The sequence below is a fragment of the Melissospora conviva genome (assembly GCF_049523535.1).
GTDB classification, from domain to species: domain Bacteria; phylum Actinomycetota; class Actinomycetes; order Mycobacteriales; family Micromonosporaceae; genus Melissospora; species Melissospora conviva.
The window spans coordinates 178843-202769 of the sequence record NZ_JBLLDT010000006.1 but is presented as its reverse complement, the minus strand read 5'-3'; the positions used below and the strand labels follow the sequence as shown (position 1 = coordinate 202769).

Annotated in this window: 32 protein-coding genes; 12 read left to right on the top strand and 20 right to left on the bottom strand. The window is 71.1% G+C overall.

Annotation, left to right across the window (positions count from 1 at the left end):
• Window positions 1–4 precede the first annotated feature (4 nt).
• The 3 genes from ACK8GG_RS15890 to ACK8GG_RS15880 all read right to left on the bottom strand — a co-directional run bounded on the left by ACK8GG_RS15890 (window position 5) and on the right by ACK8GG_RS15880 (window position 1429).
• Window positions 5–652 carry a hypothetical protein gene (locus ACK8GG_RS15890; protein WP_440356674.1) on the bottom strand — a complete coding sequence of 216 codons (648 nt, stop codon included), beginning with the start codon at window positions 650–652 and terminating at the stop codon, window positions 5–7.
• A 114-nt stretch (window positions 653–766) separates the two neighbouring features.
• Window positions 767–1168 (bottom strand): hypothetical protein, encoded by a 402-nt coding sequence (locus ACK8GG_RS15885; RefSeq protein ID WP_440351553.1) that lies wholly within the window; start codon window positions 1166–1168, stop codon window positions 767–769.
• Between the two features lie 84 nt (window positions 1169–1252).
• Entirely contained in the window at window positions 1253–1429 is a 177-nt protein-coding gene (locus tag ACK8GG_RS15880; protein WP_440351554.1) for a hypothetical protein, read from the bottom strand.
• 482 nt (window positions 1430–1911) lie between these two features.
• Between ACK8GG_RS15880 and ACK8GG_RS15875 the strand changes: the two genes are divergently transcribed.
• Window positions 1912–2643: a methyltransferase gene (locus ACK8GG_RS15875; RefSeq protein WP_440351555.1), complete on the top strand. Its 732-nt coding sequence runs from the start codon at window positions 1912–1914 to the stop codon at window positions 2641–2643.
• On the opposite strand, the gene ACK8GG_RS15870 is transcribed toward ACK8GG_RS15875, so the two are convergent.
• From ACK8GG_RS15870 to ACK8GG_RS15825, 10 genes are all read right to left on the bottom strand, one after another.
• The gene (locus ACK8GG_RS15870) at window positions 2609–2968 is read right to left on the bottom strand and encodes a cupin domain-containing protein (protein WP_440351556.1); all 360 of its coding nucleotides are present in this window, start codon (window positions 2966–2968) and stop codon (window positions 2609–2611) included. The two genes, ACK8GG_RS15875 and ACK8GG_RS15870, sit on opposite strands and share 35 nt — an antisense overlap.
• Window positions 2969–3045: 77 nt before the next feature.
• On the bottom strand, window positions 3046–3666 hold the full coding sequence (locus tag ACK8GG_RS15865) for a hypothetical protein (RefSeq protein WP_440356673.1): 621 nt from the start codon (window positions 3664–3666) through the stop codon (window positions 3046–3048).
• 58 nt (window positions 3667–3724) lie between these two features.
• Window positions 3725–4480: a lysophospholipid acyltransferase family protein gene (locus ACK8GG_RS15860; protein WP_440351558.1), complete on the bottom strand. Its 756-nt coding sequence runs from the start codon at window positions 4478–4480 to the stop codon at window positions 3725–3727.
• A gap of 141 nt (window positions 4481–4621) precedes the next feature.
• Window positions 4622–6676, bottom strand: a complete 2055-nt coding sequence (locus ACK8GG_RS15855) for an amylo-alpha-1,6-glucosidase (protein WP_440356672.1) — start codon at window positions 6674–6676, stop codon at window positions 4622–4624.
• The gene (locus ACK8GG_RS15850) at window positions 6669–7046 is read right to left on the bottom strand and encodes an SCP2 sterol-binding domain-containing protein (RefSeq protein ID WP_440356671.1); all 378 of its coding nucleotides are present in this window, start codon (window positions 7044–7046) and stop codon (window positions 6669–6671) included. The genes ACK8GG_RS15855 and ACK8GG_RS15850 overlap by 8 nt, the downstream gene beginning before the upstream one ends.
• A gap of 155 nt (window positions 7047–7201) precedes the next feature.
• Window positions 7202–7618 carry a CBS domain-containing protein gene (locus tag ACK8GG_RS15845; protein ID WP_440355163.1) on the bottom strand — a complete coding sequence of 139 codons (417 nt, stop codon included), beginning with the start codon at window positions 7616–7618 and terminating at the stop codon, window positions 7202–7204.
• A 71-nt stretch (window positions 7619–7689) separates the two neighbouring features.
• A complete protein-coding gene (locus ACK8GG_RS15840) occupies window positions 7690–8724 on the bottom strand; it encodes an aspartate-semialdehyde dehydrogenase (protein ID WP_440356670.1) in 1035 nt (344 codons plus the stop codon).
• Between the two features lie 97 nt (window positions 8725–8821).
• On the bottom strand, window positions 8822–10174 hold the full coding sequence (locus ACK8GG_RS15835; RefSeq protein WP_440356669.1) for a M16 family metallopeptidase: 1353 nt from the start codon (window positions 10172–10174) through the stop codon (window positions 8822–8824).
• Window positions 10171–11463 carry a M16 family metallopeptidase gene (locus ACK8GG_RS15830; protein ID WP_440356668.1) on the bottom strand — a complete coding sequence of 431 codons (1293 nt, stop codon included), beginning with the start codon at window positions 11461–11463 and terminating at the stop codon, window positions 10171–10173. Before ACK8GG_RS15830 ends, ACK8GG_RS15835 begins: the two co-directional genes overlap by 4 nt.
• Before the next feature lie 123 nt (window positions 11464–11586).
• The gene (locus ACK8GG_RS15825) at window positions 11587–11814 is read right to left on the bottom strand and encodes a hypothetical protein (RefSeq protein ID WP_440351565.1); all 228 of its coding nucleotides are present in this window, start codon (window positions 11812–11814) and stop codon (window positions 11587–11589) included.
• A 287-nt stretch (window positions 11815–12101) separates the two neighbouring features.
• On the opposite strand from ACK8GG_RS15825, the gene ACK8GG_RS15820 reads away from it, so the two are divergent.
• The 3 genes from ACK8GG_RS15820 (at window position 12102) to ACK8GG_RS15810 (ending at window position 13962) form a co-directional block, all read left to right on the top strand.
• Window positions 12102–13187 carry a 3-deoxy-7-phosphoheptulonate synthase gene (locus tag ACK8GG_RS15820; protein WP_440356667.1) on the top strand — a complete coding sequence of 362 codons (1086 nt, stop codon included), beginning with the start codon at window positions 12102–12104 and terminating at the stop codon, window positions 13185–13187.
• A gap of 354 nt (window positions 13188–13541) precedes the next feature.
• A complete protein-coding gene (locus ACK8GG_RS15815; RefSeq protein ID WP_440351567.1) occupies window positions 13542–13748 on the top strand; it encodes a hypothetical protein in 207 nt (68 codons plus the stop codon).
• 13 nt (window positions 13749–13761) lie between these two features.
• Window positions 13762–13962 (top strand): hypothetical protein, encoded by a 201-nt coding sequence (locus ACK8GG_RS15810; protein ID WP_440351568.1) that lies wholly within the window; start codon window positions 13762–13764, stop codon window positions 13960–13962.
• 57 nt (window positions 13963–14019) lie between these two features.
• Here the strand turns inward: ACK8GG_RS15810 and ACK8GG_RS15805 are convergent, their stop codons facing one another.
• The 3 genes from ACK8GG_RS15805 to ACK8GG_RS15795 all read right to left on the bottom strand — a co-directional run bounded on the left by ACK8GG_RS15805 (window position 14020) and on the right by ACK8GG_RS15795 (window position 15338).
• Window positions 14020–14559 carry a DUF1360 domain-containing protein gene (locus tag ACK8GG_RS15805; RefSeq protein WP_440351569.1) on the bottom strand — a complete coding sequence of 180 codons (540 nt, stop codon included), beginning with the start codon at window positions 14557–14559 and terminating at the stop codon, window positions 14020–14022.
• Window positions 14560–14680: 121 nt separating this feature from the next.
• Window positions 14681–15019 (bottom strand): hypothetical protein, encoded by a 339-nt coding sequence (locus ACK8GG_RS15800; RefSeq protein WP_440351570.1) that lies wholly within the window; start codon window positions 15017–15019, stop codon window positions 14681–14683.
• Between the two features lies 1 nt (window position 15020).
• Window positions 15021–15338, bottom strand: a complete 318-nt coding sequence (locus ACK8GG_RS15795; protein WP_440355158.1) for a DUF6158 family protein — start codon at window positions 15336–15338, stop codon at window positions 15021–15023.
• A gap of 146 nt (window positions 15339–15484) precedes the next feature.
• Here ACK8GG_RS15795 and ACK8GG_RS15790 point away from each other — a divergent pair, with 146 nt between their 5' ends.
• Entirely contained in the window at window positions 15485–15949 is a 465-nt protein-coding gene (locus ACK8GG_RS15790; protein ID WP_440356666.1) for a hypothetical protein, read from the top strand.
• Window positions 15950–15972: 23 nt separating this feature from the next.
• Entirely contained in the window at window positions 15973–16302 is a 330-nt protein-coding gene (locus ACK8GG_RS15785; protein ID WP_440351573.1) for a DUF3817 domain-containing protein, read from the top strand.
• A 124-nt stretch (window positions 16303–16426) separates the two neighbouring features.
• Here ACK8GG_RS15785 and ACK8GG_RS15780 read toward each other — a convergent pair whose 3' ends face one another.
• Complete coding sequence (locus ACK8GG_RS15780; protein ID WP_440355156.1) at window positions 16427–16576, bottom strand: hypothetical protein; 150 nt, start codon at window positions 16574–16576, stop codon at window positions 16427–16429.
• Between the two features lie 201 nt (window positions 16577–16777).
• Between ACK8GG_RS15780 and ACK8GG_RS15775 the strand changes: the two genes are divergently transcribed.
• Window positions 16778–17740 carry a C40 family peptidase gene (locus ACK8GG_RS15775; RefSeq protein WP_440355155.1) on the top strand — a complete coding sequence of 321 codons (963 nt, stop codon included), beginning with the start codon at window positions 16778–16780 and terminating at the stop codon, window positions 17738–17740.
• Window positions 17741–17881: 141 nt separating this feature from the next.
• Here ACK8GG_RS15775 and ACK8GG_RS15770 read toward each other — a convergent pair whose 3' ends face one another.
• From ACK8GG_RS15770 to ACK8GG_RS15760, 3 genes are all read right to left on the bottom strand, one after another.
• Complete coding sequence (locus ACK8GG_RS15770; protein ID WP_440355154.1) at window positions 17882–18883, bottom strand: sigma-70 family RNA polymerase sigma factor; 1002 nt, start codon at window positions 18881–18883, stop codon at window positions 17882–17884.
• Window positions 18884–19203: 320 nt separating this feature from the next.
• Entirely contained in the window at window positions 19204–20130 is a 927-nt protein-coding gene (locus tag ACK8GG_RS15765) for an N-acetylmuramic acid 6-phosphate etherase (protein ID WP_440355153.1), read from the bottom strand.
• On the bottom strand, window positions 20127–21053 hold the full coding sequence (locus ACK8GG_RS15760) for a MurR/RpiR family transcriptional regulator (protein ID WP_440355152.1): 927 nt from the start codon (window positions 21051–21053) through the stop codon (window positions 20127–20129). The genes ACK8GG_RS15765 and ACK8GG_RS15760 overlap by 4 nt, the downstream gene beginning before the upstream one ends.
• A gap of 247 nt (window positions 21054–21300) precedes the next feature.
• On the opposite strand from ACK8GG_RS15760, the gene ACK8GG_RS15755 reads away from it, so the two are divergent.
• From ACK8GG_RS15755 to ACK8GG_RS15735, 5 genes are all read left to right on the top strand, one after another.
• Window positions 21301–21870 carry a nucleotidyltransferase family protein gene (locus ACK8GG_RS15755; RefSeq protein WP_440351578.1) on the top strand — a complete coding sequence of 190 codons (570 nt, stop codon included), beginning with the start codon at window positions 21301–21303 and terminating at the stop codon, window positions 21868–21870.
• A 48-nt stretch (window positions 21871–21918) separates the two neighbouring features.
• A complete protein-coding gene (locus ACK8GG_RS15750; protein WP_440351579.1) occupies window positions 21919–22194 on the top strand; it encodes a hypothetical protein in 276 nt (91 codons plus the stop codon).
• 10 nt (window positions 22195–22204) lie between these two features.
• Window positions 22205–22963, top strand: a complete 759-nt coding sequence (locus ACK8GG_RS15745; RefSeq protein WP_440356665.1) for a metallophosphoesterase family protein — start codon at window positions 22205–22207, stop codon at window positions 22961–22963.
• Window positions 22964–22974: 11 nt separating this feature from the next.
• Window positions 22975–23118, top strand: coding sequence for a GPGG-motif small membrane protein (locus ACK8GG_RS15740; protein WP_440355149.1), 144 nt, complete (start codon window positions 22975–22977; stop codon window positions 23116–23118).
• 164 nt (window positions 23119–23282) lie between these two features.
• Complete coding sequence (locus ACK8GG_RS15735; protein WP_440355148.1) at window positions 23283–23774, top strand: TspO/MBR family protein; 492 nt, start codon at window positions 23283–23285, stop codon at window positions 23772–23774.
• Window positions 23775–23927 lie beyond the last annotated feature (153 nt).

The following is a 23927-nucleotide window of genomic DNA, read 5'->3' as shown; positions in this document are numbered from 1 at the left end:
GTGATCACCGCTCGGTGTCGGAAGGCTGCGCCTGCGCCCCAGCGGGGCCCGCGGTGGCGGTGGCGGTGGCGGTGGCGGTGGCGTACCAGCGTCGCGTGGTCGGCGTCAGCAGCAGCACAAGAGCCGCCAGCGCGAGGAGCGCCGCCAACGGCATCACGACCACGGCGAGCAGGTACGTCGCATCGCCGCCGACGAAGCCGGCGGTGGCCGCCTGTTCCAGGGCCACGGAGAACGCGTCGGCGGGCGCGTCGCCACTGCGCGGCCCGCGCCACAGCGCCAGCAGCCCGTCGTTGAGGCCCCCGCAGAAGCTCAGGCCGATCAGCACCGTCAGCCCGGCGCCGGCTGTCGCCGCGAGGCGTCCACCGTTGTGGCGGCGCAGCAGCGGCCGCAGGGTCCCCGCAGCCCAGAGCAGCAGGAATCCGGCCAGGACGGTGAAGGTGAGGGCGGTGCCGAGGTTGTAACGCCGCCGCGCCGCCACCTGTTCGGCATCGGCCTCGGGGACCATCCGCAGCGCGGAGTCGACCAGGCCCGCGAAGTCCACATACGACCACCAGGTGACGGCGAGCAGCAGCAGCGCGATGCCGGCGATCGCCGACTGCAGGACGGCCGTGGCGGTGACCGTACGCGGCCGGCCGGTGGGAGTGGTATTCATGATCCACACAGTGTCTGTCGTGGCCGCGCCCGGCATGAGTACCGGTACCTACCGGCGTCGCTGCCGGGCCGGGGCTGCCGCGGGAGGCATCGACACCTCCCGCGGATCACGTCGTCAGGCGGGGCGGTGCGAGGCGGTGCTGCGGCCGATGACCGCGACCAGCGTCGTGGCGGCAGCCGATCCCAGCGCCAGCAGCAGCGCGCCGATCGGCCAGAAACCGGGTTCGGGACTGCTGACGGCGATGACGGCGAACGCGGCGGTGAGTGCCAGCGGCAACGCCACCACAGCCGAGAGGACCTGGTGTTTGCGTCCCGCCAGGAACGCCAGCGCGGCCACGACCAGGCCGAGGCCGATGATCTGCCAGGCCTCGTACGGGCCGGTCTCGTTCCCCGTCACCACGTCCAGGTCCTTGCGCTGGTCCCAGCCGAGCAGCGCAAGGTAGGCGGCGACGGTGGTGGCGCCGAGCGCGATGATCCAGAGCAGGCCGCGACTGCGGCCGGGGGTGGTGGCTTCCATGGCAAGGGAGTCTGCCCTAGCGCCACCGTTGGCGGATGGGTAGCCGTACTCAATCGGGCAAGCAGAGTGCTGCCCGCGGAAGGCTCAGTGCTCGCCCGGGGCGTCGACGCGGAACGGGTCGCGCATCCGGGCCATCGCGCCGGGCCGGTGGTCGACCGGCAGCAGCTCATCCTCGGGGGTGTCGCCGGGGGGCGCCTGGAAGGGGGCATCCGCGCAGGGAGCGGCCTGCGGACCGGACATGGACGAGACGGGGTAGGACATGGGACTCCAAGACATCGAGCGCCAGGGCGAGAATTCACCGGCGACGGCGGGCCGGACGTCCTTGTGACGCAATCTCGTGCCCGCCGGTGTGATCTACCCAGCCTACACCCGGGCCGCCATGGCGGCCGTCCTATGCCCGGGGCGGCCCCTGATAGTCGGCGGTCACGTAGACCGGCAGCCGCTCGTCACCACAGCGGGCGAAGCGCCGCCGGTAGGTGACGTGCCGGCGCGAACCGGCGGCTACGGATACGTGGAAGACCGCCGGTAGCGAGCACCCCGCGGAGGAAACCCGCGTCGGGGTGACGTCGTGCCGTTCGTCGTGCCAGGGACCGCCAAGGAATAACACGTTCACCCTGCCAATAATCCTCCACCCAGCCCAATACCGCCTCCCCCGACCGGCTGATGGGATTGAAAACACCATTACTCTCCGTGGTCAGGGAAATGCATTTGGTCCAGATCAGGCGTGGAAGTAGCTTTCGTCGATGACCGAGCGCAGTGATTTCACCCCGACTGTCGACGCCGACTACGCCGCCCGGATCCGGGCGTGGCACGAGAACGCGTACCGGCAGGCCCAGGCGGAGGCCGCCGACGGGCCGCAGACCTTCAGCTACCTCGGGCGCACCCTGGTGGTGCCGCCGCGGGTGCACCCGATCAACGGCACCTCACACCTGCTCGGCGAGGCGGTGCTGGCCGAGGTCCGCCCCGGCGACCGGGTGCTGGACATGGGGACCGGCTGCGGTGTCAACGCCATCCTCGCCGCCGCCGTCTCGACCGACGTACTGGCGGTGGACGTCAACCCCGAGGCGGTCGCCGCGGCGCAGGCGAACGCGGCCCGCAACGGCGTCGCCGACCGGATCCAGGTACGCCTCGGCGATGTCTTCTCCGCCGTCGACGGCCGCTTCGACCTGATCGTCTTCGACCCGCCGTTCCGCTGGTTCGCGCCGCGGGACCTGCTGGAGATGGCGAGCACCGACGAGAACTATGCGGCGATGACGCGCTTCTTCCGCCAGGCGCGGGAGCACCTGACCCCGACCGGCCGGATGCTGATCTTCTTCGGCAGCTCCGGGGACATCGGCCACCTGCGGAACCTGATCGGCGAGACGGGCTTCGACACCGAGGTGGTGGCCTCCACCGACCTGGTCAAGGACGACTGGCGGGTGGAGTACTTCACCTTCCGGCTCACCCAGCCGCAGAGTTCTCCCCGAGGTACTTGAGCTCCACCAGCCGGCAGCGGTACGGGGTGTCCCCGTGGTTGGTGAGCATGTGGATCTCGCCGGGCTCCCGGTAGACCACCCCGCCCACCGACTCGTGCACCAGGCGCGGCTGGCCCCCGGCGAGCGCGTCGATGCGGTTGTCGGCCTCGGCGAGGGCGATCACCAGGTACGGGTTGCGGTGGTGGTGCCACGGCTGCCGCTGCCCCGGCGCCAGGCTGATCTCCCAGACCCGCACCTGGTCGTTCTCGAAGACGATTTCCTGCCCGACCGGACCGAGCGCGACGGCGCTGCCGTCGGGAGCGGTGGCGTGACCGTGGTTCTGCATCGCCGCAGACTATCCGTTGTGGCCGGACGCGGATCAGGGTGGCGGTGCCTCCACGAGACAGGCACCGCCACCTGGGATCACTTCTCCTGCAGGGCGATCGACATCCGGTCGGCGGCCTTGCCGGTGGCGCTGAACTCGATCGTCGGCACGCCGCCGGCGCAGGTGTACGGAACGGAGGCGATCGGCGACGAGGCGAAGAGCTCGCGGGCGGGACCGCTGGCGTCGATCTTCTGACCACCGACGTCACCGGTGGCTGTGACCTGGCTCTTGTCCTTCTTGGTGGTGATCGTCGATCCGTCGGTGCGGTACTCCCCGCTGATGACGGCCGCCATGGTCACGGTCATCCCCTCGGCCTCACCTTGGAGGTCCACGGTGTACTCGTACCGGTTCTTCTCGGTGAAGCGCAGCTCGGCGGCGCCGGCGGCATCCAGCGGCTGCCCGTGGTGGGTGGTGACCACCTTGTAGAACCGGGCCAGGTCCTTCGGAGGGACGGTCCAGGTGCCGACGAGGCAGTCTTCGGCTTCGGTGGCGCTCGGCGACGGCGTGGCAGCCGGGGCGGCGGTCGTCGCCGGGGCGGCCGAGACGGAAGCCGGGGCCGCCTGCGGGTCGGCGGTCTCGCCGCCGCAGGCAGCCGCCGACACGGCGGTGGTCAGCGCCAGCAAGGTCGTACCGGTGAGACGCAGAGGTCGCTTGTGCATCGGCAGATGCTAATCGAGCGCGGCCGGACGAGACGTCACGGCCCCGACGGCAGCTCGCTCAGTTGGACTTCTTCTTGCGGCGCAGACGCTCCCGTTCGAGCTCGACCGCCTCTTCCGGCGTCGGCGCGCTGCCACCGAGATGCGCCGGGAGCCACCAGCCGTCCTCGGCGGATTCCGGCTTGTCCGGGTACTCCTGCTGGGCCCGGGCCACCAGCGCCACCAGCCTCGACCGCAGCTCCGCGGTGGTCGCCGCGACGTCACCGTGCTCGCCGGGCTGCATCGGCTCGCCGATCAGGATGGTGATCGGGGTGTGGCGGCGGGTCAGGTTCTTCGGCAGGCCCTTGGTCCAGAGCCGCTGGGTGCCCCAGACCGCCACCGGCAGGATCGGCACGCCTGCGTCGGCGGCCATCCGGGCGGTACCGCTCTTGAGGTCCTTGACGGTGAACGACCGGCTGATCGTGGCCTCCGGGAAGACGCCGACGACCTCGCCGCGCTTAAGCACGTCGACAGCGGCGTTGAAGGACGCGGTGCCGGCTCCCCGGTTCACGGGGATGTGCTTCATGCCCCGCATCAGCGGACCGCCGATCTTGTCGGCGAAGACCTCCTGCTTGGCCATGAACCGCACCAGGCGCTTGGAGTCCAGCGCGCCGAGACCGCAGAAGATGAAGTCGAGGTAACCGATGTGGTTGCAGGCCAGCACGGCACCGCCGGTACGCGGCACGTGGTGGCTGCCCTCCACGTTCAGGCGCAGATCCAGCACCTTGAACATGGTCTTGCAGGCGGCGATCACAGGCGGATACACGAGGTCGGGCATGGGCCGAACGATACCCGCCCCGGCACTCGGTTAAGCAGGGCCGCCAGGCCTGTCCACACCGTGGCGGGCGTGCTACAAGTCCGGGCAGGTCAGCGCGCCCGCTCGATCAGGCCCGCCCGGGCCCGCGGTCGCCCGACCCGGTCAGCACAGCCGCTCGGGCAGGTGCATCCGGCCGCGCCCGAAGGCGTCCATCCGCCCCCAACGGCCGGGAATGTCGAGCAGCTCCATCCGTCCCATACGTTCCGGAATGGCCGGGTTCACCACGAGCTGGTCGCCCTGCGGCTCCAGTCCGAGCAGCACCCGCAGCATCAGCAGCGGCGCTCCGGTCGACCAGGCCTGCGGGCTGCACGCCGTCGGATAGCGCACCGGCACGCTGGTCAGCGAGCGCCCATAGCCGCCGAACGCCTCCGGCAGCCGGCCCTCGAAGTACTCGGCTGCCTGCAGTATCGCCTCGGCCAGCGTGGCAGCCTCCGCGAGGAAGCCGTACCGGCGCAGTCCCCAGGCGATGAACGAGTTGTCGAAGGGCCAGACGGTGCCGATGTGATAGCCGACCGGGTTGTAGCGGGCCTGCTCGCTGGCGAAGGTGCGCACGCCCCAGCCGGTGAACAGCCGCGGCCCGAGCAGATGCTCGACGACCTTGCCGGCCCGCTCCGGCTCGACGATCCCGCTCCAGAGCAGGTGGCCGATGTTGGACGTCAACGCGTCGACCTGTCGGCCGTCCGCCTCCCGGCCGAGGGCGTAGTACTCCCCCTCGGCCACCCACCACTCCCGGTTGAAGCGCGCCTTGAGCTCGGCGGCGTCGCGCTCCAGGCGGTGCGCGAGCACCTCGTCCCGCCAGAAGGTCCGGGCCAGCCGCGCACCGCGGATGCGGGCGTCGTAGGCGTAACCCTGCAGCTCGCAGGTGGCGCGGGGGAAACCGGGCAGCCGGCCGTCGCGGTAGGAGATGGCGTCGCCGGAGTCCTTCCAGCACTGGTTGTGCAGCCCGGTGCGGTCGTTGCGGCTGGAGTACCAGATATAGCCGTCACCGACCAGGTCGGCGTACTTCTCGATCCAGTTCAGCGCCGCCCGGGCGGGCGCCTCCAGCTCCTGCACCAGCGCGCTGTCACCGCTCCAGCGCTCGTACTCGTCGAGCAGGATCACAAAGAGCGGGGTGGCGTCGACGGAGCCGTAGTACGGCGAGTGCGGCTGCTCCTCGAAGGCCGCCGACTCCCCGTACCGCATCTCGTGCAGGATCCGGCCCGGATCCTCGTCGCGGAAGTCGTCGAAGCGGGTGCCCTGCAGTGCCGCCAGGATCCGCAACGTCGTCTGCGACAGGTGCGGGGCGAACGGCAGGGTCTGCAGACAGGTGAAGATACTGTCCCGGCCGAACATGGTCATGAACCAGGGCAGCCCGGCCGCCGGCAGGACGGAGGTGCCCAGCGCCAGCGGCGAGAAGCGCAGCGCCGCCAGGTCGACCAGGCAACGCTGGTAGATCCCGTTGAGCGCCCCCCACTCGGCGTTCAGCTTCGGCGCCCGCTCCACCCACTCGTCGAGGTCCTCGTACAGATCCCGCTCCCGCCCCTGCCCGGGCAGCGCCATCCGCAGCCCGCGGCGGCCCGGCATGACCGCCCGCGGATCGACATGGATCTTCAGGTCCGTCTTGGCGTGCGGCTCCAGCCGCAGGCGCACCGTGAATCCCTCGCGATCGAAGACGGCAGGCCCGCTGACGGTGATACGGGTCTCCCGGGCGAAGTTGTCCCGCCGGTAGCCCAGCCGCAGCCCGTCCTCCTCGACTTCGCTGTAGTACTCGCCCCTCTTCTCGATGCGGCGGTCCTTGACCTGGAAGATGTCGGCGAAGTCGGCTTCGATGTCCATCCGCAGCCGCAGCTCCACCGCGTGGTCGGCGTGATTGAGAATCACCAACTCCTCCACGAGCGCACCGCCGACACTGCGCTTGCGCACCACGGAGATCTGCGCGTCGGTGTAGGTGGTGTGGGGCCCCGGCACCAGGAAGAAGCGCGACTCGAAGTACTGCTTGGCGTCGTAGGAGAGCGCGTTGAGGCGCCGGCCGTCGACGGTGAGCACCCACTTGGAGATGAAGCGGGTGTCCAGCGAGAAGAGCCCGGTCGGCTCCGCCGGGTCCGGCTCGATGTCACCGGTGCCCTGCGACACGGCGAAGGTGGCGCCGTCCAGGATCCGGACCAGACCCTCACCCATGCTCCTGCGCCGCCTTCCGTCCTACGTAACGCGGGCCCTGCGTGTGCGGCGGCCCCGGCAGCAGCCGGGTCAGCTGCAGCGCCAGCCTCAGGTCACCGGTGACCACCAGGTCACCCCGCAGGGTCGCCGCGATCGTGTTCTTCCGGCCGTCGGAGAGGGCGTCGAAGAGCTCGGCGCTCGCCTCCATGCAGGCGTCGGCCCGCAACTCCTCCCGCGTCAGCCCGATCTCGCCGTCGCGGATCGTCACCACCCAGCGGTTATCCCCCTCCGGCCGGTACGCGACCAGCGCGATCGTGCCGCGGACCCGTTTGAGCAGCCGCTCGTAGCCCTGCTCGTGGAGTCTTTCGAAGAAGGTGCCGGTCGCCCCCATCACCGCTCCCCTCGCTGCCCCGCGGTAGCCGAGGTGCGCGGGGCGGACCCGGTGCGGCTTCCCACTCCGCGCGCGGGCAATCCAGTCGGTCGGACGCCAGGGGAAAAACGGCCGACGCCGGCCCCGTCACAGGGCCGGCGTCGGATTCATCCGGATCAGCGGTTGGGGTCGTCGGCGCTGATGTCGGCCAGCACCGACTCCGGCTCCCGCTCCACCGCAAGGTCACCGATGGAGACCACGCCGACCAGCCGGCCGTCATCGGTCACCGGCAACCGTCGTACGCCGTACGCGCGCATCGTGTCCGCCGCGGTGAGGGCGTCGTCCTGCCGGCTGACCGTCACCAGGTCGGAGCTGACGATCTGGCTCAGCGTCGCACTCTGCGGATCGAGCATGTCCGCCACGGCACGTACCGTGATGTCCCGGTCGGTGACCACGCCGACCACGTTGTCGTCCCTGGTGACGATCACGTCGCCGATGTTGCTGTCACGCATCTTCTGCGCGGCCTCGGTCAGCGTGTCGTCGCAGGACATGGTCACCAGACGAGTCGTCATGAACTCCTCGACGGTCGTCATGCTGTTCCCCTCTCCCTGTGGGCACCACGGGTTACCCGCGGGAGGGCGGAAGGTAACGACCGGCGAGGGGGTCAGGCGCGCGCGGCGAGCTCGGTGGCGACCAGTTCGGCGATCTGGACGGCGTTCAGTGCGGCCCCCTTGCGGAGATTGTCATTCGCACAGAAAAGCGACAGACCGTGCTCGACGGTCTCGTCGGCACGGATACGCCCCACGAAGGTCGGATCCTGCCCGGCCGCCAGCAGCGGGGTGGGCACGTCGGCGAGCGAGACACCGGGGGCGCCGGCGAGCAGTTCGCGGGCGCGCTGCGGCGTGATCGGCGCGGCGAACCGGGCGTTGATCTGGAGCGAGTGGCCGGTGAAGACCGGCACCCGCACACAGGTGCCCGAGACCTTCAGCTCCGGAATACCGAGGATCTTGCGGCTCTCGTTGCGCAGCTTCTGCTCCTCGTCGGTCTCGCCCGAGCCGTCGTCGACGATCGAACCGGCCAGCGGAAGCACGTTGAACGCGATCGGCGCGGCGAAGGAGTGCGGCTGCGGGAACTCGACGGCCCGGCCGTCGAAGGCCAGCCCGGCGGCCTGGTCCGCGGTCTTGGCGACCTGCTCGGCCAGCTCGCTGACGCCGGCGAGCCCGGCGCCGGAGACCGCCTGGTACGTCGCGACGACCAGCGCCACCAACTGCGCCTCGGCGTGCAGCGGGCGCAGCACCGGCATCGCCGCCATGGTGGTGCAGTTCGGGTTGGCGATGATGCCCTTGGGTCGTTCGGTGGCGGCCTGCGGGTTGACCTCGGCGACGACCAGCGGCACCTGCGGGTCCATCCGGTACGCGGAGGAGTTGTCGATGACCACCGCGCCGGCCTCGACGACCCGCGGCGCCAGCTCCTTGGAGGTGGCCTTGCCCGCCGAGAAGAGCACGATGTCCAGGCCCCGGTAGTCGGCGGTCGCGGCGTCCTCGACCGTGATCTCCCGCCCCTGCCACGGCAGCGTCCGTCCCGCCGATCGGGCCGAGGCGAAGAGCCGCAGCTCGTCCGCCGGGAAGTGCCGCTCCGCCAGCACCTGCCGCATCACTCCACCGACCTGGCCGGTGGCCCCCACAATGCCGATCCTCATGTCCCGAGGCTACCCAGCATCACCGCGGGGCACGCAAGGCATTTCCCACCCCCGCAGTGGTGATCTTCACGTCATCTGCGGCCGCGGCGCCGCACGCTCAGGAGAGCTCGCCGCTGTCGATCACCTCTCCGAGCCCGGTGTCGGTCAGCTCCTGCCGGATTGCCGCGGCGTCACCCTCGATGACCAGGGTGAGCGCCTCCGGGCGCAGGTGCCGGGCCGCCGCCGCCGAGACCTCCTCCTCGCCCGCGGTGAGCAACTGCTGCCGCAGCTGCGCGTGGTAGTCGTCGGGGAGCCCGTAGACCACCAGCGTGGTCAGGGCGCCGGCGATGGCCCGTGGGCTCTGCAGCTCCACCGAGAGTCCCCCGGCCCGCCAGGACCGGGCGACCGCCAGTTCCGGCTCGGTCACCCCGTCGGTGCGGGTCCGTTCGATCTCGCCGACGGCGTCGACCAGGGCCGGGGCGGTGACGGCGGTCTGCACCGCGGAGCTGACCAGGAACCGGCCGAAGCGCCGGGACAGGCCGAAGTCCGACCGGATCCCGTACGTGTAGCCGCGCACCTCCCGGATCAGGTGGTTCAGCCGCGAGGTGAAGGCCCCGCCGAGCACGGTGGCGGCCAGCACCATCGGCACATAGTCGGGGTGGGTCCGCGGCGGGGCCGGATGCCCCAGCCGCAGCGTCGACTGCACCGAACCGGGACGGTCGACCAGAAGGATCCGCCGCCCGCCGTGCAGGGTGATCTCCAGCGGGCCTTCGAGGAGGGGCCCGCCTTCGGTGGCGCCCGCGAAGGCGGCCACGCCGAGCGCGTCCAGGTCGAGCCGGTCGAGGTCGCCGACGACCACCAGCGTGCCGGGCCGGCCGAACCACTGGCGGTGGAAGGCGATCACCTCGTCGACGCTGAGCGCGGCGACCGAGGCGGGGCTGCCGTGCAGGGGCCGGCCGATCCGCAGCTGCGTGCCGAAGAGGTCCGCCCGCAGGGCGGCGTCGGCGCGGGGGCCGGGGTTCGCCCAGTCCATCCGCAGCCCGTTCGCCTCGTCGTCACGCACCCGCGCCACGTCGGCCGGGTCCAGCCGCGGCGTGCGGACCGCCTCGGCGAGCAGTTTGACGGCGGGCAGCAGCCGCTCGGCGGGGACCTGCACACTCGCCTGGAAGCTGTCCCAGTCAAGCGCGGTGACGACCTCGGTGCCGAGCCCTTCCACGGCGAGCGCGAAGGCCGCCGAGTCACGGCGGAGAGTCCCCTCCTCCAGCGCCTTGGCCAGCACCGTCGCCACGCCCGGGGCGCCGACCGGCTCCCGCCCGGCCCCGGTGGGCAGGATCAGCACCGCCACCGCGAGCCGGTGCCCGGGCAGGTGCGCGGCGACGACCTCGCCGCCGGCGACCGGACGGCGCACCACGGCGGGGAAGTGGTAATCGCGGGCCGGGCCCGCCTCGGGACGCTCGGCGATCAGGCTCATTGCGCCACCTCCGGCAGGTAGGTAAGGGTCACCCGGTCGGCCGGCGCCAGCACCTCGGCGGCGACGGCGGCGATCTCGTCGGCGGACACCGACAGCCACGACGGCAGCCGGTCACCGGCGCGGGCCGGATCGCCGAACTGGGTGGCGTACCGGCCGAGCGTGTCGGCCCGGCCGTCCACCGTGGCCAGCTGCCGCCACCAGGCGGTTGTCAGCAGGGCGTGCGCCCGTTCGAGCTCGGCGGCGGTCACCCCGCCGGTGGCGATCTCGTCGACCACCTCGGCCATCGCCGCTTCCAGCCGCGCGGCGTCCACCCCGGGACGGGTGGTCGCGGTGACGATCAGCGGTGCGGGGGCGTGGGCGAGGTCCACCCCGTAGGCCCCGACCAGGTCCGGCTGGGCCAGCCGGGCGCCGTCGGCGAGCCGCTGGTAGAGCCGGCTGCCCCGGCCGCTGCCGAGGATCGTGGCGAGCACCGTCACCACGTCGTAGCCGCGGGTGCCGAAGGGATGGGTCCGGTGCGCCAGGTAGATCCGGGCGGCCGGCACCTCACCGGTCACCGTCTCCCGCGCCGGTACGCCCGTGCCCGCCACCTGCCGGCCGTCCGGCGCGGGCGGGATGTCGGGGCGCGGCGCGAGCGCACCGAAGTAGCGCTGTGCCAGCGCGAAGACCTCGGCGGCGTCGGTGTCGCCGACAACTGTCAGCACCGCGTTGTTCGGCGCGTAGTACGTGCTGTGGAAATCCTGGAAGGTCGCCAGACCCGCGGCGTTGAGGTCCTCCATGGACCCGATCGTCGCGTGGTGGTACGGGTGCCCCGGCGGGTAGAGCAGCGGCAGCAGCCGCAGCCAGGCGTCGCCGTACGGGACGTTGTCGTAGCGTTGCCGCCGCTCGTTCTTGACCACCTCGCGCTGGTTGTCCAGCGTCTCCTGGGTCAGCGCGGGCACCAGCGCGCCCATCCGGTCGGCCTCCAGCCAGAGCGCCGTCGCCAGGTGCTCGGCCGGCATCGTCTCGAAGTAGTTGGTGCGGTCCGGGTTGGTGGTGGCGTTCAGCGAACCGCCGGCGCCCTGCACGAGGCGCATGTGCTCGGTCTTGGCGACGTTGACGGAGCCCTCGAACATCAGGTGCTCGAAGAGGTGCGCGAAGCCGGTCTGACCCGGCGGCTCGTGACGCGAGCCAACGTCGTACCAGAGGTTCACGGCGACGACCGGGGCGGTCCGGTCCTCACTCACCACCACGCGCAGGCCGTTGTCGAGCCGCGTGGTCTCGATCGGCCAGGGGTAACCGGTCTCGGACATGCCCATGACGCTAGCCGACCGGAGGCCGGTCCCGGGGCACGGCGGCGCGCGGCGGCCCGGAAGATCACCACGGAGCGCGGGCCGGGCATCGACGAGGAGGCCCGGCCCGCCTTCGCTGCCGGCTCAGTCCGGGGGCTCGATCGGGGTGACCGTCTCATCGGAGCTGCGCTGCTCCAGGACTGTGTCGGGGGCGAGGTTCTGGTCCTCCTCCCGCAGGTCCGACTCGGCCAGGACCGCCTCGGCCTGGGCGTGCGGGTCGTCGCTGCCGACGATGCGCTCCTCCGGCAGCAGGTACTCGGCGCGGGTTTCCACGCGCCCCGGTTGTTCGGTGTGCTCGGCGTCGGTGCTCATGTCGGCCCTGGTACCCGATTCGTCCCGGCGCTACTCCCAGCCAGTGGTAACCACCGGCGAATCGGGGCGCCGCCGGGGCCGGCTCGGGTATCGTCGCTGGCGTGACGCGCTCGTATCGATGGTTTAGGCAGCCGGCTTCGAAGCCGGTGACTCGACCATGAGCTGACGTCACCAGTTTTTCGAGCCGGCCGGGCAGGAGTTCTCACTCCTGCCCTTTTGCGTACGAGCAGCCGGCTCGACCGGCCCGGGGGCCGGCCCTGGGCGGGGGCCGGCAGAAGGAAGCCACGGTGTCCCCCTTGTCCTCCCCACGGGTCAGCGATCAGCGCATCGACCGGGTCGTCCCGCTGACCACCCCGGCCCTGCTGCGGCACGAGTTCCCGCTCGACGCCACCGGCGGCGCGGCGGTGCTCGCCGGCCGCCAGGCGGTGGCGCGGGTCCTCGACCGCGTCGACGACCGGCTGCTGGTCGTCGTCGGCCCCTGCTCGGTGCACGACGCGGCCGCAGCCCTGGAGTACGCCGGGAAGCTGCGGGAGGTCGCCGCGGAGCTCGCCGATGATCTCCTGGTCGTGATGCGGGTCTACTTCGAGAAGCCGCGCTCGACGGTGGGCTGGAAGGGGCTGATCAACGATCCGGCGCTGGACGGCTCCGGCGACGTCAACACCGGTCTGCGCGTCGCCCGCTCGTTGCTGCTGGATGTCATCGGGCTCGGCCTGCCGGTCGGCTGCGAGTTCCTCGACCCGATCATGCCGCAGTACATCGCCGATGCTGTGGCCTGGGGTTCGATCGGCGCCCGCACGGTGGAGAGCCAGGTGCACCGCCAGCTCGCCTCGGGGCTCTCGATGCCGATCGGGATGAAGAACCGGGCCGACGGCAGCATCGCCACCGCGGTGGACGCGATCCGCGCCGCCGGTGTGCCGCACGTCTTCCCCGGCATCGACGTCTCCGGCGCGCCGGCGATCCTGCACACCCGGGGCAACGTCGACGCCCACCTGGTGCTGCGTGGCGGCAACGACGGCCCGAACTACGACGCGGCTTCCGTCGCCGGGGCGCTGGCGCTGCTGCGCGCCGCCGGCCTGCCGGAGCGGCTGGTGATCGACGCCAGCCACGGCAACAGCGGCAAGGACCACCGCCGGCAGCCGCAGGTGGTACGCGAAATCGGCGCCCAGCTCGCGGCCGGAGAACGCGGCATCGCCGGGGTGATGCTGGAGTCGTTCCTGACCGAGGGGCGTCAGGAGCTGGATCCGACGCGCCCGCTGGCGTACGGGCAGTCGGTCACCGATGCCTGCATGGGCTGGGCGCAGACCGCCGAGTCGATGCGGGAGCTGGCGGCGGCGGTGCGGGCCCGGCGGGCGGTCACCACGGCACCGGCCTGACCGGCACGTGCCGAAAACGGAACGCCGCCCACGGTTGGACCGTGGGCGGCGCCCGTGTCGATGTGCAGGTCGCCTCACGGCGAGTGGCGCGACGCGGCTCCAGCCGAACGGTATTCCGCGAAGGCTTTTTTCAGATGCGGCCCGGGGACACTGGACACACCGACACCACTACTGAACCACACCCGGGCCGGTTGTGTTCCATACCGGCGCTGTACTCCATCTCACTGGCGGTTCGCCCCCACCGCTGCCACCTGCGGGGCACGGGCTCGGCGGATCACGCCGGCAGCCCTGCTCTTCAGGCCACCTCCGGGCGCGGCGTTGTTTGGCCGAATCCCGGCGGGGTAGCTGCTGACCGTGACCGATGACGCGACCACCGAGGTACTCGACGGCTTCCTGGACGACCTCTACCTGGGCCGGGACCGGATGAACCAGACCGAGATCCAGCGACGCGCGGTCGTCGCGGAGCTCCCCGCGGAGCTGATGGTCCGGATCTCCGCCCTGCCCGAGGGCTCGTACGAGATCGAGGAGGTCGCCGAAATGCTCGGCACCACCCCCGGCTGAGAGGAGACGGCAGATGAACGACCGACCCGACCACGGCGCGGCCGACCGGGAGGCGCTCGGCGAGCCGCCGGGCACCACCACCGCGGAACCGGAGCCGGACTTCGCCGCGGAGCACGAGGCCACGGCGGTCTCCGACGATGTGATCACCGGAGCCGACGAGGACCGCCGGGAGCCGGAGAGCCCTCGCGGCTGGTCCGGCCTGCAGCAGGACTGACGACCGACGGCGGCGCCCGCGACAGGGCGCCGCCGTCGGTCCTCGTCGTGCGGCGGGTCAGTCGGTGTGTTCGTCGTGGTCGCCCTCGGCGGCCTGCTGGGCGACGGCGTACCCCATCTGGAGGAAGTCGGAGGCGGCCACGGCGGTCAGCGCGGTGGCGACCAGGCGGGTGAGCCGGGGCGCGAGCACCAGACCGGCGGTCATCCCGGTGGCGACCCAGACCGCCAGGCAGAACGGGCAGCTGAGGAGCTCCCCGATCGCGTGGCGGGTGTTGCTGCCCTCGTCCCGGACCTGCTCCATCACCTCCCCGCTGCCGATCGGGTGGTCGTAGCGGGTGAACGGGGCGCGGATCGGGCTGGTGATGGCGTCCTTGGCCAGCAGCCGGCTGAGCTTGTGCGTGGCGATCGAGACGAGCACCACGTCCTGCACGGCGACGCGCTCGGGCACCGGCCGGCCGGTGACCTTGACCAGGCCGGCGAGCGCGCCGGTCACGGTGGCGTAGGTGCCCATGCCGACGAGGTAGCCGTCGAGGGGCCGGTGTTCGTGGGGCGCGTACGCGCGGCGCAGTCGCGCCACCCTGTCCTTGAGGCCCGTCACGGCCGTCTCCTTCGTGCTGCGGTCCGCGGGAGCGCGGGGGGATGGGTTGCATGGGGTCACGGTCAGGGCCGTTTCACCGGCCCTGACCCGCGTCGTTCGGCCGCCTTGCCCGGCGGCGGGCTCAGCTCGCCTGGAGGTTGTCCGCCACCTCTCGGGCGAGGCTGTCCAGGGTTTCGTCGGCCAGGCCGGTCAGCTCCTCGGGTCCGGCGTCGCCGGCCTCGAGCACCAGGCTGACGTCCGCGCCGCCGGCCGGGGAGGCCATGACCACGAGGTGGGCCGACCAGTCCGGGTTGCGCTCGCTGCGCCAGTGGGCCCGCCACTCGGTTGATCTGTGCTGGGCGTCGGCGGTGGGGCTGTCGAGCAGTGCCGACGGCAGCCAGGCGGTGGCCCGGTTCGCGTCGGTGGCGGTGCTGAAGACCACCTCGGGCGGGGCGGACATCGGGCGTCGGGCGTCAGCCATCTCAATCACCTCGCAGCCGGTCGGGGTCGACCTCGCGGCCGGGGTGGCGGGTCAGGTACTCGGTCTCCAGTTCGGCCGTACGGCGCAGGTGGGTGGCGAGCGCGGAGTCGGCGGCGTGGCGCAGGGTGTCGAGCCGGGTGCGGTGCAGGCTCTGCATCTCGCGCATCAGGTCGTCGTCGCCGAGCTCCGCCGGGTCGATGCCGGCGGAGTCGTCGAGATCGACCGGGGTGCGGTCGGTGTCCCAGGCCGGCGTGCGCTGCTCCGGGCTCACCTCGGTCTCGGTGGTGACGGAGATGTCCCGCTGCACAAATTCGTTCATCGCGCCCTCCTGTGCTCGACCGCTGCGGCGAGTACACGTTTGCCCGAGCGGGACCGCCCCAAACCCACCGGCTGCTCACCGGGGGCGTGTGAAGGTGTACGACGTGCTGTCGGAGACGTCGTGACGCCGGCGGTACCATTCGGGCCATGAGACGGCTCTGGACACCGCGCTGGCTCGCCCTGCACGCGGTCGCCCTCGTCCTCGTCGTGGCTTTCCTGGGGCTCGGCTGGTGGCAGGTCACCCGGGCTGCGGGTGGCAATGCGATCAGCTGGGGTTACGCCCTCGAATGGCCGGTCTTCGCCGGCTTCGTGATCTACATGTGGATCCGCGAGATGCGGGCCGAGCTGGGCTCCGGCGGGGCGGGCGCCGCCTCGCCGTCGGAGGCCGAGGCGGCGGCCGGGGCCACGGCCTCGTCGGAGTCGGCTCTCTCCCCCGCCGAGGCCCCCGAGGAGGCGCCGGCGCCGGTGCGTATCCGCCGGCCGGTCCGGGTCACCCGGGACGCGTCCGCCGCCGACTCCGACGGCGGCGATCCGGAGCTTGCCGCCTACAACCGCTATCTGTCTTGGTTGAACGCCAATCCGGGCGCGAGGCCCGGCGACTATCCCGGCTGAGGGCCGGTAGGAAGGAAACGAAGGTGCGCGCTGCGCTCAACCGGTTCCGTGTGATCGCCTACATCGTGGGTGTCGCGCTGATCCTGCTCGTCGTGGTCGGGATGCCGCTGAAGTACCTCTTCGACGAGCCGATCCTGGTCGAGACGGTCGGCCAGGCGCACGGTTTCCTCTACATGGTGTACCTGGTCGCCGTCTTCGACCTCGGCCGGCGCGCCCAGTGGCCGCTCGGGACCATGGCGAAGATCATGCTGTCGGGCACGATCCCGTTCCTGTCCTTCTACGCCGAGCACAAGGTCCGCGGTTGGATCACGGCAGCACCGGAACCGGCGGCCAAGGAGCCGGTCGCGAGCTGACCGGATGCCGGCGGCGCCGGCGATTGCGGGCCGGCCAGTACCGGCGACCCGGGTCGGCCGGCGTCGATTGAGGACATTGTGTAAAACGAATACGACTATCGGCGGAACAATTGATCTTGCCTGGTCAGTGACGGCTCCGGCGGCGTGTCATGTGGTCGACGACACAGTTTTCCGCCAGCCGTGCCGCGGCGCGGCGAATCAAAAGGACGATCACGCCGGTGAAATGCGAGAACGTGCGCAATTCAACCGGACGCTCTGACCATTCGCTCAACATCCGACACGCTCAGTGATCGCGACATTCTTGACAATCCACATAAGTGGGAAATAGCGTCCGTCCTGGAATGCCGATCATCGGCAAACCCGGCTAGCTTCAGTCGAGCCGGTTCGGCCACATGTCACCGACAACGGTGGCTCCGGTCCGGTGTCGGCGCGGTGCACGCCTGCCGCGACGACAGCAGGAAGGGGTCTGCGACTCTTGTCGTCAGTGCGGATCCTGTTGCGTGCCATTGTCGTCGGCGGCCTCTCGGCCGTCCTCATCGCGCCGGGCGCGGCGGCCCACGCCGAGCCGTCGGTCGCCGACCTCACGCAGCAGATCAACAAATCCTCGGCCAAGCTCGAGAACATCGTCGAGTCCTACAACCGGGTGAACGAGGAGATCAAGGCCACCCAGAAGGCCGGCAAGAAGATCGAAACGGAGATCGGCCCGCTGGAGCAGGAGGTCGAGCAGGCCCGCGCGGAGGTCAAGCAGATCGCGGCCACGGCCTACACCGGCGGCACCGGGCTCTCCACCGCCAACCTGCTCCTCGGCGGAGACCAGAAAGATCTGGTCTCCCGTCTCGGCACCCTCGACCACCTGATGCGCGGCCGGCAGCAGACGATCTCCGGATTCAACCAGAGCCAGCAGAAGCTGCTCGACCGCAAGGCGGAGCTGGAGAACACCCTCGCCAAGCAGAAGGCCCAGAAGAAGCAGCTCGCCGAGGGCAAGAAAAAGATCGAGGCCGACCTGGAGGAGCTCTACGACCTCCGCGAGAAGGCGTACGGCTCGGCCACCAGTACCGCCTCGACATACACCGGGGCGGTACCGAACGTCTCGGGTTCCGCCGGGGTGGCCGTGCGCTTCGCCTACAACGCCATCGGCACCCCGTACGTCTGGGGCGGCGAGACCGCCTCCGGCTACGACTGTTCCGGCCTCACGCTGGCGGCGTGGAAGGCGGCGGGCAAGAGCCTGCCGCACAACGCCGCGATGCAGTGGAACCAGGTGGCAAAGGTCAGCCGCGGCGACCTGCAACCCGGTGACCTCGTCTTCTACAGCGGCCTGGACCACGTCGGCATCTACGTGGGCGGCAACCAGATCATCCACGCCCCGACCTTCGGCGAGAACGTCCAGCTCGCCGGCGTGGACGTCATGCCCCCCTACGGCTACGGCCGGGTGACCTGACCGGCGGCACGCGTACGAGCAGACAGAAGGGGCGGTGTCCGGTCGGACACCGCCCCTTCTTCTCGTTCTGCACCGCCGCCGGGTCGCGGGGCTCGCACCACCATCGGCTGGCCGGCCGCCTGCGGCGCGGGCAGCCGCAGGTCAGGCCGCGCGCAGCCCTTCGGCCCGGGCCAGCTCACGCAGCCGGCCGAGCGCCTGGATCTCCAGCTGCCGGATCCGCTCCCGCGAGAGCGAGAAGCGCGACGCCACCTCGGTCAGCGAGTGCTCCCGGCCGTCCTCGAGTCCGTAGCGGGCGCGCATGATGCCGGCCGACCGGTCGTCCAGGTGGTCGAGCAGCCCTTCGATGCGCTGCCGCTCCAGGCCGGTCAGGACAATGTCCTCCGGGGACGGGGCGTCGCTGTCGGCGACCAGGTCACCGAGGTTGGTGTCGCCGTCGTCACCGACCGGGGTGTCCAGCGAGACGGTGTCCTGCGACCAGCGGATCAGCTCGTTGACCCGCTCCACGGTCACCCCGAGCGCCGCCGCGACCTGCTCCGGCTCCGGGTCCGCGCCAAGCTCACGGGTGAGCTGACGTGCCACGTTGCGCATCCGGTTGACGTCCTCGACGAGGTGCACGGGCAGCCGCACCGTCCGCTCCTGCTGGGCGATCGCCCGGCTGATCGCCTGACGGATCCACCACGTCGCGTACGTCGAGAACTTGTAACCCCGGGCGTAGTCGAATTTCTCCACGGCCCGGACCAGACCGGTGTTCCCCTCCTGGATCAGGTCCAGCATCGGCATGCCGCTGCGCACGTAACGCCGCGCGATCGACACCACCAGCCGCAGGTTGGCCCGGATGAACTGGTCCTTGGCCTGTGCGCCGTCGGCAATCAGCGCCTGCAACTCGTCGGGCTCGATCCCCTCGGGGATCGGGCCCGTGCTGAGCAGGTGATCCGCGTAGAGGCCGGCCTCGATCGCCTTGGAGAGTTCGACCTCCTTGGCCGCGTCCAGCAACGGCGTCCGGGAGATCTCGTGCAGGTAGACACCGACCAGGTCCCGCTCCTCGGCGACCTCGTCAGTCCGCATACCGATGTTCTTGTCCACGTCGCCCACGGTCCCCTCGCCTACGCCGGTTGCCCGGTTCCTTGCCGTCCCCACGTCCATCAGCCCTTCCCCCGCAACTTCCGCCGCGTCTGGTTTTCGCTGACTCAGACACAACATCCGAACCGCTTCGGGGATTCCGTTTTCGTCGCTAGAAACTGTCACGAATGCCTGAGCAGTCGCTGAAAGCGCCCGCAATGTTTGCTGTCAGGGCCGGGTGAGGGCCCGGCCGCCACGAGCGGCAATCCCGTGCCGCTGCACCATCGTCGCGATGCTCGTCACAGCGCACAGCTCATCGACTGCGCTCACCGTCGCAGGGTTACCCCACGCCTCGGGCAACAATCTCGGGGGCGAGGAAAGTCCCGGCGTCCGGAATTGATGTTTCAGGCACCCAGCAGGGCCGTCGCGGCCCGGACGTCACCGCCGCACCGCTGCAGCGCGGCCCGGGCCGCGCCGGCGGCGACGCCTGCGACGAGCGCCACGAGCGCGGTGCGCAGTTCCCCGTCCGCCTCGGCCAGCGCCCGCCGGGCGGCGGCCTCGTCGCAGCCCGTCGCCTCGATCAGGATCGAGACCGTCCGCCCGCGCAGCTTCGCGTTGGTGGCGAGCACGTCGATCATCAGGTTCGAGTAGACACGGCCGAGCCGCACCATCACCGCGGTGGAGAAGGCGTTGAGGGCCAGCTTCTGGGCGGTTCCGGCCTTCATCCGGGTGGAGCCGGTCACCACCTCCGGACCGGTGTCCATGCCGACAAAGACGTCAACGCTGCCCGCCACCGGTGCGCCGGGGTCGGCGCAGATCAGCACCGTCGCAGCGCGGGCCCGGCCGGCTGCGGCGAGCGCCCCCAGCACGTACGGGGTGCGGCCGCTGGCGGCCAGCCCGACCACGACGTCTCCGGGGCGTACGCAGCCGGCTGCCTCGGCCGCACCGGCTGCCTCGTCGTCCTCCGCCGCCTCGACGGCGCCCCACATCGCCCGCTGCCCGCCGGCCAGGTGGGCGCAGAACCAGTGCGGCGGGCTGTTGAAGGTCGGGATCAGCTCGACGGCGTCGAGCACCCCGAGCCGCCCGGAGGTGCCGGCGCCGAAGTAGTGCACCCGGCCGTCGGCGCGCAGCGCCCGCACGGCGAGGCCGACCGCCGTGTCGAGCGGTCCCAGCACCGCCCGTACCGCGCCCGGCACGCCGGCGTCGGCCTGATTGATCACGGCGAGGATCTCCGGACCGGACATCAGATCGAGGTCGGCGCTGAGTGGATTGCGCCGCTCGGTCGGCGCGTTTACGCGGACGGCCGCGGCCGGCTCGGGCGCTGCGGTCATGCCTTTCTCCGCGCACCGCCGACGCGGTGGGCCCGCACCGCTTCCGCGGTCACCTCCAGCGCCCGGCGGGTGCGCGCGCGGTTGTGCGCCGCCACCCCCACGAAGAGGCAGTCGACGACGGTCAGCTGCGCGAGCCGGCTGGCCATGGCCCCCGAACGGTAGGTGGTCTCGCGAGCGGCGGTGGTGAGCACGAAGTCGGCGACCTCGGCGATCGGTGAGCGCGGGAAGTTCGTCAGCGCGACTGTGAGCGCGCCCCGTTCCCGGGCCTGGGCGAGCACCTCGATGACGTCGGAGGTGGTGCCGGTGTGCGAGATGCCCAATGCGACGTCGCCGCTGCCGAGCAGCGCTGCCGAGGTCAGCGCGGTGTGCACGTCCGGGAAGTAGAAGGCGGTCCGGCCCACCCGGTGCAACTTCTGCTGGAAGTCGGCCGCGACGACCCCGCTGGCGCCGGCGCCGTAGATGTCGATCCGGGCGGCGGCGGCGAGGGCGTCGACGACCTGTTCGCAGAGGGCCGGGTCGAGCTGTTCGGCGGTCTCCTCGACGGCGCGGGCGTCGTTGAAGGCGATGGTGGCGATGATCTGGGCGAGATCGGCTCCGGGCGGGATGTCCCCGCCCACCACCCGCGCGTCGGGCGGCTCCACGCGGCGGGCGGCCTCGGCTGCCAGCCGGATGCGCAGCTGCGGGTAGCCGGGCATGCCGACCGAGCGGCAGAACCGGATGACCGTCGCCTCGGAGGTCTCGGCGGCGGTGGCGAGGTCGGTGATGGTGCGGCGGGCCGCCTGTGCGGGGTCGGCGACCACCAGCCGGGCCACGCGCTGCTCGGCCGGGGAGAGCGAGGGCAGCAGGCCGCTGATATGGACGATCAGCCCACCGGTCGCGTCCGACGTCGCGTCCTGCGCAGAAATCTTTGAACCCTTGACCACAGCGTGAAACTTACTTTCACAGGGGGTGAGCGTCAACCACGGATCAGCTGCTCTGACAAGCGATTCGGCCCCTCCCGGCGGCGAAACCGGACGGCCACGTCGCAAGCGCCCCGGTACCGGCGGATCTGCGACGTACGGGCCGGGTGTGTAGAGCCACCGGGCCCCGGGTACGAACAGAGACGGAAGACATCTCACCGCAGCGGCCGCGACCCGGTCAACCGCCGTCAGCAGCAACGGGAGAACGCCAATGGTCAGCAATGGGGACGAAGGTCTGCTGCACACCCTCAAGCGGGTCGCCTCCGTACTCAAACAGGAGGAGATCCCGTTCGCGCTCGGGGGCAGCTTCGCCGTGTACGCCCACGGCGGGCACTCCAGCGACCACGACGTGGACTTCCTGCTGCGCGCCGAGGACGTGGAGGCTGCCCTGGCGGCCCTGGTCGCCGTCGGCTTCACCGCCGAGCGTCCGCCCGAGGACTGGCTGGTGAAGGTCTACGACGACGACCGGATGGTCGACCTCATCCACCGGCCGGTGGAGACGCCGGTGACCGAGGAGACCTTCCTCGACACCGTGGTCCGGCCGGTCGACGCGATCCAGATGCCGGTGCTGTCGGCGTCGCAGCTGATGGTGCACAAGCTGCTCAGCTACTCGCAGCACTACTGCGACTTCGCCCGGGGTCTGCCGCTGGCCCGCTCTCTGCGTGAGCAGATCGACTGGGACCGGGTGCGCAAGGAGACGGCGCACTCGCCGTACGCCGAGGCGTTTCTGGTGCTGCTGGAGCGGCTGGAGGTCGTTCCCGGCCCGGACGTGGTCGCCTAGCAGGGCGCCACGAAGGGGCCTAGCAGGGCACGACACGAAGGGAGAGGCATGACACTCGCCGGAGACGGGGCGCCCGCTGGCCCCGACGAGTACGTCGAAGCCGAGATCCAGCACCTGCTGACCGAGACGCCGCAGGTCGCCGAACAGGGCATCACCGTCGCCCGTCTCGAGGGCGCGCTGATGCTGCAGGGCCAGGTCGAAAGTGCCCAACGGCGCGAGGAGATCCTCACCCTGATCGCCGAGCGCTTCCCCGGCACGCCGGTGGTCAGCGGCATCGGGATCACCGGGGCGCCGGCACCGACCGAGGCCGAGGAGCTGAGCTGAGGGGAGCGCAATGGTCATGCGGATCGCCGCCGTCGGCGACGTGCACATGGACGAGGACGTGGTCGGGCGGTTCCGCCCGGCCCTGGAGGAGTTGCCGCGCCACGCGGACGTGCTGCTGCTCGCCGGGGACCTGACCCGGCACGGCACCGAGGCCGAGGCGCGCTGCGTGGCCCGCGAGTTCGGCGGGCTGGGGGTGCCGGTGGTCACCGTGCTCGGCAACCACGACTACCACTGCAACGAGGTGCCCCAGGTCCTACGGGTGCTGGAGGACGCCGGGATCACCGTGCTGGAGGGCACCGGAACGGTGCTGGAGCTGCCGGCGGGCAGGCTGGGAGTGGCCGGGGCCAAGGGCTTCGGTGGCGGCTTCGCCGGCCGCAGCGCCAGCGAGTTCGGCGAACCGGAGATGAAGTCCTTCGTACGGACCACCCGTGTCGTCGCCGAGACGCTCGGCGCCGCGCTGCGTTCACTGGAGTGCGACACCCTGGTCGCCCTGACCCACTACTCCCCCGTCCCCGACACCCTGCTCGGCGAACCCCCGGAGATCTACCCCTTCCTCGGGTCCTATCTGCTCGGTCAGGCCATCGACTCGGCCCCCACGGCGCTCGCCGTCCACGGCCACGCCCATGCCGGCAGCGAGCGCGGCACCACCCCGGGCGGGGTGCACGTACGCAATGTCGCGCACCCGGTCATCAAGCAGGCGTACAGCGTCTACATCGTCGGCGAACAACATCAGGAGGAACCAGGTTTCCGTTTCGCCGGGCTCGGGTAGACATTCTCTTCATGGAACTGCTTCTCTGGATTCTCGCTGTTGTACTGGTGGTCGCCGGCGTTCTCGCGCTGTTCCGGCGGCAGCTCCTCTGGGGCATCGTCCTCATCATTGTCGGCCTGCTGGTCGGACCGGGCGGCGTAAGCCTCTTCAACTAACGCCGGCTCCCGACCCCTCACCCGTCGCCCTCGCCGATCCTTCCACCCCTTGGAGGACCGGCGAGGGCGACGGCTTTTCGTGCCACTGCCGCGGACTGTTCGCACGGGATGCGAAATCACCGTCGTCCGGTTTGCCGCAGGATCGGACGGGAAGGACGACGGACATGACCCGTACGACGTTGGCGCGCAGACGTGGCTCCCCCCGCTGGTGGGCCCTGGCCGGTTTCGGCGCGGCGGTCTTCGCCGCGGCAGCCATCGGCGGGCTCGGCGTACGCGGCACCGGTGAGGAGTATCAGAACCTGGTCCAGCCGGACTGGGCACCGCCGTCCTGGCTCTTCGGTCCGGTGTGGAGTCTGCTCTACGCGATGATCGCGGTCTCCGGCTGGCTCGCCTGGCGCCGCGGCGGTTTCGGGCCGGCCCTCTGGATCTGGACCGCCCAGCTGGTCCTCAACGCGATCTGGACGCCACTCTTCTTCGGCGCCGCCCAGTACGGCCTGGCCTTCGCCGACATCGTGGCGCTCTGGGGGCTGATCGCCGCCAACGTGATCGCGTTCTGGCGCCTCTCCCGTCCCGCGGCGGCGCTGCTGCTGCCGTACTGGGCCTGGGTCACTTTCGCCGGGGCGCTGAACTTCGCCATCTGGCGGCTCAACAGCTGAGGCGTCGACGGCGGCACGCCTCGATCCGGGCGTTGTGACAGTCATCCGCCGGAATCGTTACGAGCTTGTTTCCCCCAGGGATGGACCTTTCCTGCCTAACGGGTTTGCATGTGGTGACGCACATCGCAATCGGCGCTGCGCTCTGATCGACGC

Bases quoted from the DNA above. Each gene is read 5' to 3' on its own strand.
- ACK8GG_RS15750 (WP_440351579.1), top strand. From the start codon at position 21,919: ATGACACTCGCCGGAGACGGGGCGCCCGCTGGCCCCGACGAGTACGTC.
- ACK8GG_RS15840 (WP_440356670.1), bottom strand. From the start codon at position 8,724: ATGAGGATCGGCATTGTGGGGGCCACCGGCCAGGTCGGTGGAGTGATG.
- ACK8GG_RS15740 (WP_440355149.1), top strand. From the start codon at position 22,975: ATGGAACTGCTTCTCTGGATTCTCGCTGTTGTACTGGTGGTCGCCGGC.
- ACK8GG_RS15880 (WP_440351554.1), bottom strand. From the start codon at position 1,429: ATGTCCTACCCCGTCTCGTCCATGTCCGGTCCGCAGGCCGCTCCCTGC.
- ACK8GG_RS15790 (WP_440356666.1), top strand. From the start codon at position 15,485: ATGAGACGGCTCTGGACACCGCGCTGGCTCGCCCTGCACGCGGTCGCC.
- ACK8GG_RS15845 (WP_440355163.1), bottom strand. From the start codon at position 7,618: ATGACGACCGTCGAGGAGTTCATGACGACTCGTCTGGTGACCATGTCC.
- ACK8GG_RS15780 (WP_440355156.1), bottom strand. From the start codon at position 16,576: ATGTTGAGCGAATGGTCAGAGCGTCCGGTTGAATTGCGCACGTTCTCG.
- ACK8GG_RS15735 (WP_440355148.1), top strand. From the start codon at position 23,283: ATGACCCGTACGACGTTGGCGCGCAGACGTGGCTCCCCCCGCTGGTGG.
- ACK8GG_RS15865 (WP_440356673.1), bottom strand. From the start codon at position 3,666: ATGCACAAGCGACCTCTGCGTCTCACCGGTACGACCTTGCTGGCGCTG.
- ACK8GG_RS15745 (WP_440356665.1), top strand. From the start codon at position 22,205: ATGGTCATGCGGATCGCCGCCGTCGGCGACGTGCACATGGACGAGGAC.
- ACK8GG_RS15890 (WP_440356674.1), bottom strand. From the start codon at position 652: ATGAATACCACTCCCACCGGCCGGCCGCGTACGGTCACCGCCACGGCC.
- ACK8GG_RS15825 (WP_440351565.1), bottom strand. From the start codon at position 11,814: ATGAGCACCGACGCCGAGCACACCGAACAACCGGGGCGCGTGGAAACC.
- ACK8GG_RS15875 (WP_440351555.1), top strand. From the start codon at position 1,912: ATGACCGAGCGCAGTGATTTCACCCCGACTGTCGACGCCGACTACGCC.
- ACK8GG_RS15850 (WP_440356671.1), bottom strand. From the start codon at position 7,046: ATGGGGGCGACCGGCACCTTCTTCGAAAGACTCCACGAGCAGGGCTAC.
- ACK8GG_RS15885 (WP_440351553.1), bottom strand. From the start codon at position 1,168: ATGGAAGCCACCACCCCCGGCCGCAGTCGCGGCCTGCTCTGGATCATC.
- ACK8GG_RS15860 (WP_440351558.1), bottom strand. From the start codon at position 4,480: ATGCCCGACCTCGTGTATCCGCCTGTGATCGCCGCCTGCAAGACCATG.
- ACK8GG_RS15770 (WP_440355154.1), bottom strand. From the start codon at position 18,883: ATGGACGTGGGGACGGCAAGGAACCGGGCAACCGGCGTAGGCGAGGGG.
- ACK8GG_RS15755 (WP_440351578.1), top strand. From the start codon at position 21,301: ATGGTCAGCAATGGGGACGAAGGTCTGCTGCACACCCTCAAGCGGGTC.
- ACK8GG_RS15870 (WP_440351556.1), bottom strand. From the start codon at position 2,968: ATGCAGAACCACGGTCACGCCACCGCTCCCGACGGCAGCGCCGTCGCG.
- ACK8GG_RS15795 (WP_440355158.1), bottom strand. From the start codon at position 15,338: ATGAACGAATTTGTGCAGCGGGACATCTCCGTCACCACCGAGACCGAG.
- ACK8GG_RS15855 (WP_440356672.1), bottom strand. From the start codon at position 6,676: ATGGGTGAGGGTCTGGTCCGGATCCTGGACGGCGCCACCTTCGCCGTG.
- ACK8GG_RS15765 (WP_440355153.1), bottom strand. From the start codon at position 20,130: ATGACCGCAGCGCCCGAGCCGGCCGCGGCCGTCCGCGTAAACGCGCCG.
- ACK8GG_RS15800 (WP_440351570.1), bottom strand. From the start codon at position 15,019: ATGGCTGACGCCCGACGCCCGATGTCCGCCCCGCCCGAGGTGGTCTTC.
- ACK8GG_RS15810 (WP_440351568.1), top strand. From the start codon at position 13,762: ATGAACGACCGACCCGACCACGGCGCGGCCGACCGGGAGGCGCTCGGC.
- ACK8GG_RS15830 (WP_440356668.1), bottom strand. From the start codon at position 11,463: ATGTCCGAGACCGGTTACCCCTGGCCGATCGAGACCACGCGGCTCGAC.
- ACK8GG_RS15835 (WP_440356669.1), bottom strand. From the start codon at position 10,174: ATGAGCCTGATCGCCGAGCGTCCCGAGGCGGGCCCGGCCCGCGATTAC.